Here is a 12,863-nt window from a genome sequence, read left to right on the forward strand (position 1 = left end):
CCTGATGGCCACGCCAGCCGCTGGCGAAGCTGGATTTGCCGGTAAACCTTGGCGTGAATGGGACGCCTCTTCATCTTCCTGCCGCAATCGCTAGTATGAAGCAACTTCGAGCACCAATGGGGACAACTGATTCCATGATCAAGAAATGCGCCATTCTGGCTGTCGCGGCCATCTATCTTTCGGGATGCACCACCACCGATCCCTATACGGGCGAGCAGAAGATGTCGAACACGGCCGGTGGCGCGCTGATCGGCGCAGGCCTCGGCGCGGCGACCGGTCTGCTGGTTGGCGGCAGTGCCGCAGGACGGCGTGACTCCGCACTCGTCGGCGCCGCAATCGGCGGTCTCGGCGGCGGCCTGATCGGCAACTACATGGACAACCAGGAAGCCGAACTGCGCGCCCAGCTGCAGGGCACCGGCGTATCGGTCACGCGCGCCGGCGACCGCATCATCCTCAACATGCCGTCCAACATCACGTTCGCGACCGACCGCGACCAGGTGATCCCGGCCTTCTACGACACGCTGAACTCGGTGGCGATCGTGCTGCGCAAGTTCAACAAGACGATGATCGACGTCGATGGCCACACGGACGCGACCGGCAGCGCCTCCTACAACCAGGGCCTCTCCGAGCGCCGCGCCGCTTCGGTCGCCAACTACCTGGCGGGCCAGGGCGTCGACCAGCGCCGTATGTCGGCCATGGGCTACGGCAAGGAGCGTCCGATCGCCTCCAACGGAAGCGAAGCCGGCCGCGCGCAGAACCGCCGCGTCGAAATCTCGATCGCGCCGATCAAGGCCTGATCGGCCGAAAGCGACCGCTTGCAATCGAAGGGGCTGCGCCGCAAGGCGCGGCCCTTTTCATGCCTTGCCGGGCTAGAAACGGTAGCGCAACAGGCGGCCCATCCGGCGCAGCATCGGCAGGGCGCTGACGACATGCGCCGCTATCCGCGCCATCGGCGACAGGCGTGCGACCTGGCCTGAATCATACTCGCTGATCTCGTCGAGCAACGTCAGCCCGGGCACGTCGCGTTCCAGCGTTTGCGCGTTTTCCAGCCCCCAGCGAAGCTCCGCCCCCGTTGCCCGCAGCGATGGGCTCAGCCGCAAAAGCTCGATACCGAGATGGCTGTAGGCGTCGAAGACGATTTCCCCGCCGGCAAGACAGGAGGTCAGCCGTCGCAAGACGTCGCGGACCTCGTGTTCTGAGAGATAGGGAAACACGCCCTCGGCGACGACGATCGCCGGGCGGTCCGCCGGAACGAGGTCGATCCACTCACGCTCCGTTATCGAGGAGGCGATCGTCGTGCAGCCGACGCGCGCCGGGAAAAGCTGTCGCCGCAAGGCGATCACATCGGGAAAGTCGACATCGAACCAGCCGATGGACGCGGGCGGATCGAGCCGCAATATACGTGTGTCGAGACCGCAGCCGAGGTTGAGCACGATTGCGTCCGGGTGGCGCCCGATAAAGGCGCGCGCCCAGCGGTCGAGCATATGGGCGCGCACGGCAATGCCGATGGTCATGTCGTGGCCGGCATCGGGCGGTTTCGGCCTGCCGGCGAGCCGCCGCATGAGATCGGCGGCAAAGTGATCGTTGAGCAGGGAATCCGGGAACGCGCTCTCTGCGGCTTTGGCCTGGAGCGTGACCAGCAAGGTCTCCCGTACGCCGTGAAGGCCGATCTCCTCGGCTTCCATCCTCTCCTCCCAAGGGCGTGATGCACCCCGCCGCACAGCTTGCATTTTGCAGGCCCTCCACCCCGGGGAAGGTCCGCAAAGGCGCCTATTTCGCCGTTCGGCGCGCCCGCCAGACACGTCCGGCTGTCAGAACGGCCAGCGCCGGCATCAGCGCAAACAGCCAGAAGAGCCAGCGTGTCGCCATCGCCACGCCTTCCGTCGACGGCGTTTCGATGCCGGCGAGATTGGCGGTAAGCCCGGCCAGCGCCGCGCCGAGTGCTGCGGCGAAGAGCTGGACCGTGGTAATCGAGCTCGACGCCTTCTCCGCTTCGCCTTCCGGCGCAAATTCATAGACGGCCGTCACGATGTGCGGCCAGGCAAAGCCCATGCCGAAGCCGACCGCCATGATGCCGACGCTGAGCGGCGCGGCGATCACCATGAATTCCGATCCTGCCATCGGCATGAACAGCGCAATCAGTGCCAGGCCGACAAAGCCGAAGGCCGGGCCGGCAAAGATCGTCTGCTTTGCCCTTTCCCCATGCCAGTGGGCGCTTGTCATCGACCCGGCGGTCCAGCCGATCGACATCAGCGCCGCAATGTAGCCGGCTACCAGCGGCGACAATCCGTGCAGCTCCTGCAGGAGGTACGGCACATAGATTTCCGGCTGCAGGCCGACCATCAGCAGGGTGATCGTAGCATAAAGGGCTGCCAGCGGGGAGGTCGGGGTGAAACTGCCGGAGGGGAGCAGCTTGCCTGTCGCCCGTTTCTCGACGACGAGCAGTGCCAGGAACATGAGGATCGCCGCGCCGACGCAGCCTACCTGCTCCACCGCCGTGGTCAGCGTGCTGGCGATGGAAAGCGCAAGCACGATGGCGACGAGCAGCGCCAGTTGCACCAAGGGAAGCGGCGTGCGTGCGCCTTCGCCGGCAGCCTTGCGCGGCAAGGTCGAGAAGGCGAGGGTCGCCAGCAGCGCCGTCAGCGGCAAGAGCGACCAGAAGGCGACGCGCCAGGTGGAAAACTCCGCGAACATACCGCCGATCGCCGGGCCGACCAGCGTCGCCGTACCCCAGGTGGCCGAAATCAGGCCGATGGCGCGGGTCCAGAGCTCTGGCCGGAAGACCTCACGGATCACGCCATAGGCAAGCGCATAGAGCAGCCCGCCGCCAAAACCCTGGATCGCGCGGCCGGCGAGCAGCATCGCCATCGAGGGGGCCGCAGCGCAGAGGAGTGTGCCCAGCCCGAAGACCAGCGCACCGATCGCATAAGCGCCGCCGGCGCCGACGGCACCAAGCAGCCGGGCCGACAGGGCCGCGCCGAGGATCGAGGCGGCGACGAAGACGGTCGTGCTCCAGGCGTAATATTCGAGCCCGCCGATCTCGCGCACGATCGAAGGCATGATCGTCGTTACGACGTAGATGTTGAGCGCGTGCAGCGCGACGCCGCCGCTGAGCACCAGCGAATGCACGGCGTTTCCGCCGGTCAAAAGCGCGCGCCAGCCGGTTTCCTGGTGGGCTGCGGATGTTTTTTCGAGCATGTCAGTACCTCATGCAGCGGTATTGCCGAAAACGTGCGGCCGGCCCGGCCGGTGGGGAGGATCACGTTTGCAAGGGCGATGCCGCCATTATCAGTGGAGCGCAGCCTCGCCGAAATGCGTGAGCTTGTCCGGGTTGCGCATGATGAAGATGTCGTTGACGTTTCCGTCGCCGTCATAGCCGAAGGCGACGGTTGCCGCGATCTCGTTTTTCGCTTCGTCTCGAAGCAGGATGCCGCGGCCGCCGTTGATGTCGCCGATTTCCCAGACGTAATGCGACCAGTATTCGGTAAGCCGATCGATGATAAAGGCGAGCACCGTCTCCTTGCCCGAGAGCACTCCGAGCACGGTCGCCACCTTGCCGCCGCCGTCGGCTGTCAGCTTCACATCGGCCGAAAGCAGGGCCGAGAGGCTAGCGACATTGCCGCCGTGGATTGCCTGGTGGAAGGCCGAAAGCAGTTCGTCCTGTCGCTCACGCGGCGTCTGGTGCCGGGCTTTTTCGAGCCCGATATTGGTCTTGGCGCGCGACACCAGCTTGCGGGCGGCGGTTTCCTGCATGTCGAGCGTTTCGGCCACTTCCTCATAGGGCTGGCCGAAGATCTCGTGCAGCAGATAGGCGGCGCGCTCCTTCGGTGTGAGCCGTTCGAGCATCAGCAGGAAGGCCGTCGTCAGTGAGGATGTCAGCGCAAGCTTCTCCTCGGCATTGTCATCGCTCGCCGTATGGATCGGCTCCGGTAGCCATGCGCCGACATAATCGATGCGCTTGCGGTGCGCCGCCTTCAGGAGGTCGAGGCAGCGCCGCGTGCAGGCGGTCGTCAGCCACGCCGCCGGCGTTTCGATCGTTGTCCGGTCGACCTCCTGCCATTTCAGGAACGTATCCTGCACCGCATCTTCCGCATCGGCACGCGAGCCGAGGATGCGGTAGGCAAGGCCGAGAAGGCGCGGGCGCGCCTCCTCGAAGATCTGCATGTGCTGCCGGTCGTTCATGTCAGTGCCTCGAGATCTGGATGCGGTTCCAAAGGTTGATCATCGCCACCGTCGCGGTGATGACGCTGATCTCCTTTTCGCTGAAATGCTGGCGCAGCTCGGCGCGAAGCGGCGCAAAGTCGGTGCGCGGCTCGAGTTCGGTCAGAGCTTCGGTCCAGGCAAGCGCTGCCTTCTCGCGCGGCGTGAAATCATTGACCTGGTCCCAGACGATGATGCGGTCGAGCCGCTCGTTGCTCTCGCCCTCGGTGCGGGATTCCTTGGTGTGCATCTTCACGCAGAAGCCGCAGCGGTTGATCTGCGAGGCGCGCAGCTGCACGAGATTGTGGATCGTGCGGTCGAGCCCGTGCAGGTCCATGGTCTTGTGCACGTCGGCGAGCGCGCCGAGCACGTCGGAGATTTCCTGTTCGTAGCGGACGGCCTTGGTATCGGTCATGGTCTCAACTCCATCGTTGTCGTGTTGCTTATGACCAATTGACGATCGACGCCGGACAGCTGTGACGCGGGCTCGATGATTTTTCTCGCAGGACGCGAAGAAAAATGCATGAGCTGATTATTTTGAAGAAGTTTCAATAATTTGGAGAGTCGCGATTTCTCGCCGTGCATCAGGCTTTCGGTGGATAGCTGTGCTCGCTGCCGCGAAAATCCGTGACGGTGTAGCAGCCGCCGCCCTCGTCCGCGATCGAGGCAGCGCTGATCACCGCCTTGCCGTGCCCGCCAGGAATGTCGAGGATATAGGTCGGCTGGCAGAGGCCGGAGACGCGGCCGCGCAGGGCGGCAACCAGCGCCTGGCCTTCCTCGATCGTCAGGCGAAAATGGCTGGTGCCGGGGGCGAGATCCGGGTGGTGCAGGTAGTAGGGCTTGATCCGCGTTTCGACGAAGGCGCGCATCAGGCTGGCAAGCACCTCGGCATCGTCGTTGACGCCCCTCAAGAGCACCGATTGGCTGATCATGACGATGCCGGCATCGATCAGGCGGGCAGAGGCGGCACGTGCCTCGTCCGTCAGCTCGCGCGGGTGGTTGGCATGCAGCGCCACATAGGTCGCCTTGCCGCTGGCTTTGAGTGCCGCGATCAGGTCGGCGTCGATGCGTGCCGGCTCGACCACGGGCACGCGGGTGTGGAGGCGGACGATCTTCACATGGGGGATCGGCTTCAGCCGTTCCATGAGTTCGGCGAGCCGCCGCGGGGACAGTACCAGCGGATCGCCGCCGGTGAGGATCACCTCCCAGATTTCCTTGTGTTCGGCGATGTAGGCGATCGCCGCATCGAGTTCGGCTGGTGTCAGCGTGCCGAGCCCCTGGGGTCCGACCATTTCGCGGCGGAAGCAGAAGCGGCAATAGACCGGGCAGACATGCACGGCCTTCAGGAGCACTCGGTCGGGATAACGGTGGACGATGCCGGTCACGGGACTGTGCGGCTTGTCGCCGATCGGGTCCTCGCGCTCTTCGGGCAGCAGGGTCAACTCGGCGGCATCCGGCACGAACTGCCGTGCAATCGGGTCATTGGGGTCGTTGGGATCGATGAGACCGGCGATGGCGGGGCTGATCGCAACGGCATAACGCTCGGCAACGGCGGCAACCGCCGCCTCCTTGGCGCTGTCGATGAGGCCAGTTTCGACCAGCTCGCGTGCGGTCTTGATCGGGCGGTGGACGTTCATGCCCGTGTCTCCGCCACCGGCGCCCAGAGCACCTGGTCGATGCGTGAGGCTCCGGTTGCGAGCATCACCAGCCGGTCGAAGCCGAGCGCGATGCCGCTTGCCTCGGGCATGATCGCGAGCGCTGCAAGAAAATCCTCGTCGAGTGGATAGGTCTCGCCGTAGACGCGGGCCTTCTCCGCCATCTCCATCTCGAAGCGACGCCGTTGTTCCGGCGCATCCGTCAGCTCGCCGAAGGCATTGGCAAGCTCAACGCCGCAGGCATAGAGCTCGAAGCGTTCGGCAACGCGAGGGTCGCGTGCGGCAGGACGCGCCAGTGCCGCCTCGGCCGTCGGATATTCGTCGAGGATCGTCGCGCGGCCGAAGCCGAGGTGCGGCTCGACCTTTTCGACGAGCACCCGGCTGAAAAGATCGGCCCAGGTGTCGTCATGGGCGACCCGAAGGCCGGCTGCGGCCATCGTGGCAGCCAGATGGTCGCGGTCGGTTTCGCCGTTGGCGGCGATCGATGCCAGCAGGTCGATGCCGGCAAAGCGCTCGAAGGCGTCCGCCACGCTGAGGCGCTCCGGAGCGGCGAAGGGATCGCAGGCCTGCCCCTGGAAAATAAACTGCTTGGTGCCGGTGGTTTCCGCTGCAAGCGCCAGGATCTCGGCGCAGTCGCGCATCAGCGCCTCGTAGCTTTCGCCGGCGCGGTACCATTCGAGCATGGTGAACTCGGGGTGATGAAGCGGCCCGCGCTCGCGATTGCGGTAGACATGGGCAAAGCAGGCGATGCGCTCTTCGCCGGCGGCCAGCAGCTTCTTGCAGGCAAATTCCGGCGAGGTGTGCAGATAGAGCGGATGGCCGGTTCCGTCGTGGTTGAGCGCCTCGGTCGCGAAGGCATGCAGGTGCGCCTCGTTGCCGGGCGAGACCTGCAGGGTCGCGGTGTCGACCTCGATGAAGTCGCGTGTCTCGAAGAACCGGCGCAATACCGATTGGATCCGGTTGCGGCCGAGAAGAAACGGGCGCCGGTCGGCATGGACATCGGGTGTCCACCAGGGTGAGGCATGCGACATGATCGGTTCAGTCCAGGCTTTCTTCGTGCAGATACCGGCTCAGGCTGGCTATTTGCGCGAAATTAGGGTAGTGGCGGCGCGAAATCCTTCTTTCCGCGTCCTTCAGGGCCCGTGTTTCCGGCCCGCGGTGTCGCGCATACCTCTGTTACAAGGAAGACTAATGGTCAAGGTCATCGCTTCATCTGTCCGTAAGGGCAACGTTCTCGACGTCGACGGCAAGCTCTATGTCGTGCTTACCGCCCAGAACTTCCACCCGGGCAAGGGCACGCCGGTCACCCAGGTCGACATGCGCCGCATTTCCGACGGCGTGAAGGTCTCCGAACGCTACCGCACGACCGAACAGGTCGAGCGCGCCTTCGTCGAAGACCGCGAGCACACCTTCCTCTATGAAGATGCCGAAGGCTTCCACTTCATGAACCCGGAAAGCTATGACCAGCTGGTCATGACCACCGAGGACATCGGCGATCTCAAGGCCTACCTGCAGGAAGGCATGGCCGTCATTCTTTCGATCCACGAAGGCCTGGCGATCGCCATCGACCTGCCGCGCCACGTGACGCTCGAAATCACCGAGACCGAGCCGGTCGTCAAGGGCCAGACGGCTTCGTCGTCCTACAAGCCGGCCATTCTGTCGAACGGCGTCCGCACGCTGGTTCCGCCGCATATCCAGGCCGGCACCCGCGTCATCATCGCGACGGAAGACGGCTCCTACGTCGAGCGCGCCAAGGACTGAGGCATCGACCAGGTCAATTTGGACGGGGACGGCAGCGAAGGTTGCCGTCCCCGTTTTCGTTTCGGGCAGGCCGCATGAGCAACCAGAAATTTAAGGGGCGCATTTCGAAAAACGGGTGCTAGGATGCGGCGCCGATACGACGTGTCACGAGAGGGCCTGCATGTTCCCATTGTCGCATATGATGAAGTCGTTCATTCGCAAGGGTCGCCTGACGGTGATCGATGCCGATGGCAAGAGGCACGTTTATTCCGGGACGCCAGGACCGGAAGTGACGATGCGTCTCACCGACAAGAAGCTTTATCGCAGCCTCGTCTTCAATGCCGAACTGGCCGCCGGCGAAGCCTATATGGACGGCACCATGCGCTTCGAGGAGGGCTCCACCCTCCGCGATTTCCTGACGCTGTTTTCGATCAACCGCCTGTCGCTCGGCTCCTACCCGATCCAGAAGTTGCTGCGCGCGGTAAAAATGCGCTTCCGCAAGCGTCAGCAGGCCAACCCCAAGGGCAAGGCCCAGCAGAACGTCGCGCATCACTACGATCTCGGCAACGAGTTCTACAAGCTGTTCCTCGACGAGAACATGCTCTACTCCTGCGCCTACTTCCGCGAGCCCAACGAGACGCTCGAGACGGCGCAGCGCAACAAGCTGAGGTTGCTTGCCTCCAAGCTTTGCCTGGAGCCCGGCATGAAGGTGCTGGATATTGGCTGCGGCTGGGGCGATCTCGCGATGTACTTGGCGCAGCTGGCGGATGTTCAGGTGCTCGGCGTCACGCTTTCCAAGGAGCAGCAGGCGCTTGCCACCGAACGGGCGCGCAAGGCGGGCCTGTCGGACCGGGTGCGCTTCGAGCTCAAGGACTATCGCGATGTGCAGGGGCCGTTCGACCGCATCGTCTCGGTCGGGATGTTCGAACATGTCGGCGTCCATCACTATGACGAGTTCTTCAAGAAGCTGAACGCGCTGATGCCGGACGACGGCCTGGCGGTGCTGCATTCGATCGGCCACATGAGCCCGCCCGGCATGGCGAGCTCGTGGCTTCGCAAGTACATCTTCCCGGGCGCCTATTCGCCGGCACTGTCGGAGGTCTTCGAGGTCGTCGAGCGCAACAGCCTCTGGGTCAGCGATCTCGAATTCCTGCGGGTGCACTACGCGACGACGCTCGCCCATTGGGGCGCGCGCTTCGACGCGAACCGCGACAAGGTGATCGCCCTGTACGACGAGCGCTTTGCCCGCATGTGGGAGTTCTATCTGATCAGTGCCGAGATGATGTTCCGCACCGGCAGCCAGCTTGTCTTCCACATGCAGCTGTCGCGCTCGCGTGATGCGGCGCCGATCGTTCGCGATTACATCACCGACCGCCAGCGCGATTACATGGCCCGCGAACAGGCGCTCGCTCTCAACCTTTGAACGGGTGTTCTCCGTCACCTTGCCAGCGTAATCGCTTGTAGTCGAAGCCGAACTCCAGCGTCGGCTTGACGATCGCGAAGAACGGCGAGAGGTCGAAATCCCTGGGCGTGTAGAGCGAATGATGGCGGATATGCAGGATCTCCTCGCGTGAATAGGTCGAGGTCGCGGACGCCCGTCCGGGCGCGCGGGTAACCTCGGGCAGGATCGGATAGCGGATCTGCTCGAAGGCGGCCGCAATCAGCGTCGAGCAGATCGCGCGCGTCGGGTCGCCGGAACCGAAGGCAAGCAGGCGCCGCCGCCAGCGCACCGGAACCGGCGGCGTCGGCATGAAATAGCGCAGCATGTCCAAAATGTTCTTCAGGTCGTATTTCATCCCGAGCCTCGAGATCATGAAGCCGACGAGTGCTGTGCGATCATCCGGCGTCAGCGCGATAGGCCGGCAGATGCGGGTGTTGAACGAGGCGTATTTCTTCAACGGCACGGCAACGCAGCCCTCGCCGATGTTTACCTCGATCAGTTGCGGCCGCTCGATGACGGGTAGTGTCGCCTGATCGAGCGTCAGCGGCATCTGGTCACCGGCAAAGAAGGCGGCATGCGACCAGGTCGATTGCGTCAGATACTTGATCGCTGCCGAAACCTTCTGGTTGCCTTCGATCAGGAGAATGTCGCCCGGGCGCAGCGTGCGCGCCAGCGTTTCCTGATCGGATGGCGTGTAGGGCTCGTAGCCCGACGTCTGCGCCTGCAGGCGGGCGGCGAGCCTGGCGCCGACACGATCGAGCAGCGTGTCCTTGCTTTCGGAAAGTGGATAGATGGTCCTCATCGAGGCGATCGCTCCGGGGAGGGGATAGGGATTCGAAACTGGCGGGCATGGTGGCCGAGCCGCGACACTCTGTCGAGCGATTGTTACATGATTGCATAGCTTTGGGCTTGACGGTGCGATCCTGCATTTCTATTTTAGAATTATTCTAAAGAAGGTTTCCTCCCAATGTTTTCCCGTCTCTTCTCCCGTTCCAAACGCCCGTTTTTGTCTCTCAGCGAACAGGAAATCCTGGCGCTCGCCATCTCCTCCGAGGAGGACGACGGGCGCATCTATCTCGCATATGCGGATGCGCTTCGGGCGCAGTACCCCCACTCGGCAAAAGTGTTCGAGGAGATGGCGGAGGAGGAAAGCCACCACAGGCAATGGTTGATCGATCTGCACGTCCAGCGCTTCGGCAACCGCATCCCGCTGATCCGGCGCGAACATGTGCGCGACTTCCCCGAGCGCAAGCCTGACTGGCTGATTGCCGAAATGCCGATCGAAAAGGCACGCGAGGAGGCCGAAGCGATGGAGGAGGCGGCGCACCGCTTCTATGTCGAGGCCGCCACCAGAACCCAGGATGCCGCCACCCGCAAACTGCTCGGCGATCTCGCGATCGCCGAAAAGTCGCATGAATCGCTCGCCCGTCGGCTTGGCGAAGAGCATACGCCTGAGGACGTGCGCGCCGAGGAGGACCAGACCGCGCGCCGCCAGTTCATCCTCACTTACGTTCAGCCCGGTCTCGCCGGCCTGATGGACGGCTCGGTCTCGACGCTGGCCCCGATCTTCGCCGCTGCGTTTGCCACCCAGGATACCTGGCAGACCTTCCTTGTCGGTCTCTCGGCCTCCGTCGGCGCCGGCATCTCCATGGGCTTCACCGAAGCCGCCCATGATGACGGCAAGCTTTCCGGTCGCGGCTCACCGATCAAGCGCGGCCTTGCCTCCGGCATCATGACCGCGCTCGGCGGTCTCGGCCATGCGCTGCCCTATCTGATCCCGCATTTCTGGACGGCGACCGCGACTGCAGCGGTAATCGTCTTCGTCGAGCTTTGGGCGATCGCCTTCATCCAGAACCGCTACATGGAAACGCCGTTCCTCAGGGCCGCATTCCAGGTGGTGCTCGGCGGCGGTCTGGTGCTCGCGGCCGGCATCCTGATCGGCAACGCCTGACGGGCGAGCGGGAGATACGAAAAAGGGCCGGTTCGACCGGCCCTTTTTTGAAACTCTTCGTGTTGTCTTGAGGTCAGTTGCCGACCGAGCCAACGAGGACTTCCGCGCCGTTCTGGATGGTGACCCAGCGGCCGCTGTGGTTCGACGCCTGGCGCTTCAGGTAGCGGTAGGGCGTGTTGGTCCAGAGCTTGACGCCGTTTTCGAGGTTATCGAGGATGAAGTCGCCCTGCGAGGTGCGAACGGTCAGAACCGCATGGCCTTCGCCGTCAGGCTTGCGCACCACGGTGATCAACAGGTCGCTTGCCGAGAAGCCCCTGCTCATCAGGCGCTTGCGCTTTTCGAGCACGAAGTCTTCGCAGTCGCCGGCGCCGTCCGGATAGGACCAGACTTCGTCCCGGCCGTGCAGTTCCAGGTCGGTCATCGGCGTGATCTCGCGGTTGACCGCTGCGTTCACCTGCCGGATCGTTGCCCAGCCTCGTTCGGTCACACGCGCAGCGACGGTTCCCTTGGAGCGTACGTTGCACTCGCTCTTGTACTTCTGGCAGAATTCGTAGTGGCCGATCGGCTGCGAGGTCGCGGAGCCGGTCTGCATCCAGGGAGGCGATCCCGCCTGTGCGGGGATTGCCGTGTTTGCTGAAATGAAAAGTGCGCAGAACGCCGCGATACTTCCCTTAACCCCAGTCCAAGACGCCATACAAGTCCCCTGCGGCGCGGTATGCCGGACGCTCTTTGTCCGGACGCATTCGCGCAATCCTGAGTTGAAGGCAGCTTGTTTAGGTTCGTCCCCGGCGCTGCTCTAATCGTTAATAAAGAGTTAATAACGTCGGGGCTGCGGAGTCAATCTCCGGAATCGGGGCATCGGACTTTATGGTTAAAACCGGAGCGGGGTGCACGCGAACCGTTGCGCCGCAGGGGATCTGCGGCACGGGACGGGTTTTGTCCTTGAGGTTCGGTCGAAAAGGAAGGGCTATTGCGGCATGGGCTCAGGCGAGCATCGTGCCGATCGCCTGTTTCATTTTAGCAATGTCTTCTTCACGCGAGAGGCGATGGTCGCCGTCGCGAATGAGCGTCATGACGACGTCGTCGGCGGGTAGGTGCTCCATCAGCCGCAGGGCGTGGGAGTAGGGGACATCGGGGTCGCGCATGCCCTGCAGGATGTGCACCGGGCAGCCGGTGGAGATCGTGCTGTCGAGCACCCGGTTGGCCCGGCCGTCCTCGATGAGCGCGCGGGTAAAGATGTTCGGCTCGGGGCTGTATTCGGAAGGCTCCTCGAAATAGCCGCTTTCTAAAAGCGAGGCCCGCTCGGCATCCGTCAGGTTGGGCTCGATCAGTTCGGCGGTAAAGTCGGGTGCCGGCGCGATCAGGACGAGACCGGCGAGCCGGTTTCCGTCGCCCCGGCGCCTGAGCTCCTGGATGACCCGCAAGGCAATCCAGCCGCCCATCGACGAACCGATCAGCACCACGCGCCCCGGTGCCGCCTGATCGATGACGGCGAGGCTTTCTTCCAACCAGCGCGAGATCGTGCCGTCGGTGAAGGCGCCGCCGGAGGAGCCATGGCCGGAATAATCGAAGCGCACGCAGCTAGCCCCCCGTTCCATGGCATAGCGCTCGACTTCGACCGCCTTGGTGCCGGTCATGTCCGAGCGGTAGCCGCCGAGCCAGACCAGCGTCGGCTGCGCATCCGCCGGTTTGTCGGCGTGCCGCACGCGCATCGCGATCTTGCGCGCGGCCTCCGCTGCGCCGACCTCGATGAAGCTGATTTCCGTCTCGGCTGGCGTATCCTGCATGCAAATTCTCTCCAAGGGCCCGTTTCGCTGGCGATTTTCTTTCTAAAACAGATTCGTCTTGCTATCGACAGGTGGTGATTTTCCTTGCA

Annotated in this window: 13 protein-coding genes; 4 read left to right on the forward strand and 9 right to left on the reverse strand. The window is 63.7% G+C overall.

All coding sequences use genetic code 11. The annotated features are described in order from the left end of the window. The first annotated feature begins 134 nt into the window (after nucleotides 1–134). A complete protein-coding gene (locus BLU15_RS15400) occupies nucleotides 135–797 on the forward strand; it encodes a YiaD family glycine zipper/OmpA-like lipoprotein (protein WP_029742421.1) in 663 nt (220 codons plus the stop codon). 72 nt (nucleotides 798–869) lie between these two features. On the opposite strand, the gene BLU15_RS15405 is transcribed toward BLU15_RS15400, so the two are convergent. From BLU15_RS15405 to epmA, 6 genes are all read right to left on the reverse strand, one after another. Beyond that, the gene (locus BLU15_RS15405; RefSeq protein ID WP_089043119.1) at nucleotides 870–1,685 is read right to left on the reverse strand and encodes a class I SAM-dependent methyltransferase; all 816 of its coding nucleotides are present in this window, start codon (nucleotides 1,683–1,685) and stop codon (nucleotides 870–872) included. A gap of 85 nt (nucleotides 1,686–1,770) precedes the next feature. Further along, nucleotides 1,771–3,198, reverse strand: a complete 1,428-nt coding sequence (locus BLU15_RS15410; protein WP_090296260.1) for an MFS transporter — start codon at nucleotides 3,196–3,198, stop codon at nucleotides 1,771–1,773. Nucleotides 3,199–3,288: 90 nt separating this feature from the next. Then, entirely contained in the window at nucleotides 3,289–4,182 is an 894-nt protein-coding gene (gene sigJ / locus BLU15_RS15415; protein ID WP_090296262.1) for an RNA polymerase sigma factor SigJ, read from the reverse strand. Between the two features lies 1 nt (nucleotide 4,183). Beyond that, on the reverse strand, nucleotides 4,184–4,615 hold the full coding sequence (locus BLU15_RS15420; protein ID WP_034804671.1) for a carboxymuconolactone decarboxylase family protein: 432 nt from the start codon (nucleotides 4,613–4,615) through the stop codon (nucleotides 4,184–4,186). 169 nt (nucleotides 4,616–4,784) lie between these two features. Next, complete coding sequence (locus BLU15_RS15425; RefSeq protein ID WP_090296265.1) at nucleotides 4,785–5,837, reverse strand: lysine-2,3-aminomutase-like protein; 1,053 nt, start codon at nucleotides 5,835–5,837, stop codon at nucleotides 4,785–4,787. After that, nucleotides 5,834–6,886 carry an EF-P lysine aminoacylase EpmA gene (gene epmA, locus BLU15_RS15430; RefSeq protein WP_090296268.1) on the reverse strand — a complete coding sequence of 351 codons (1,053 nt, stop codon included), beginning with the start codon at nucleotides 6,884–6,886 and terminating at the stop codon, nucleotides 5,834–5,836. The genes BLU15_RS15425 and epmA overlap by 4 nt, the downstream gene beginning before the upstream one ends. A 160-nt stretch (nucleotides 6,887–7,046) precedes the next feature. Between epmA and efp the strand changes: the two genes are divergently transcribed. Beyond that, entirely contained in the window at nucleotides 7,047–7,616 is a 570-nt protein-coding gene (gene efp / locus BLU15_RS15435) for an elongation factor P (RefSeq protein WP_029742428.1), read from the forward strand. 160 nt (nucleotides 7,617–7,776) lie between these two features. Continuing rightward, entirely contained in the window at nucleotides 7,777–9,018 is a 1,242-nt protein-coding gene (locus BLU15_RS15440; RefSeq protein WP_029742429.1) for an SAM-dependent methyltransferase, read from the forward strand. On the opposite strand, the gene BLU15_RS15445 is transcribed toward BLU15_RS15440, so the two are convergent. Next, complete coding sequence (locus BLU15_RS15445) at nucleotides 9,008–9,838, reverse strand: C40 family peptidase (protein ID WP_060519573.1); 831 nt, start codon at nucleotides 9,836–9,838, stop codon at nucleotides 9,008–9,010. The two genes, BLU15_RS15440 and BLU15_RS15445, sit on opposite strands and share 11 nt — an antisense overlap. Before the next feature lie 165 nt (nucleotides 9,839–10,003). On the opposite strand from BLU15_RS15445, the gene mbfA reads away from it, so the two are divergent. Then, on the forward strand, nucleotides 10,004–10,987 hold the full coding sequence (mbfA, locus tag BLU15_RS15450) for an iron exporter MbfA (RefSeq protein WP_029742431.1): 984 nt from the start codon (nucleotides 10,004–10,006) through the stop codon (nucleotides 10,985–10,987). A gap of 73 nt (nucleotides 10,988–11,060) precedes the next feature. Here the strand turns inward: mbfA and BLU15_RS15455 are convergent, their stop codons facing one another. Together BLU15_RS15455 and BLU15_RS15460 are read right to left on the reverse strand one after the other, a co-directional pair. Beyond that, on the reverse strand, nucleotides 11,061–11,681 hold the full coding sequence (locus BLU15_RS15455) for a transglutaminase-like cysteine peptidase (protein WP_029742432.1): 621 nt from the start codon (nucleotides 11,679–11,681) through the stop codon (nucleotides 11,061–11,063). A gap of 289 nt (nucleotides 11,682–11,970) precedes the next feature. After that, entirely contained in the window at nucleotides 11,971–12,774 is an 804-nt protein-coding gene (locus tag BLU15_RS15460; RefSeq protein ID WP_090296269.1) for an alpha/beta hydrolase, read from the reverse strand. Nucleotides 12,775–12,863: the final 89 nt, after the last annotated feature.

The organism is Ensifer sp. YR511 (genome assembly GCF_900103045.1).
GTDB classification, from domain to species: domain Bacteria; phylum Pseudomonadota; class Alphaproteobacteria; order Rhizobiales; family Rhizobiaceae; genus Ensifer; species Ensifer adhaerens.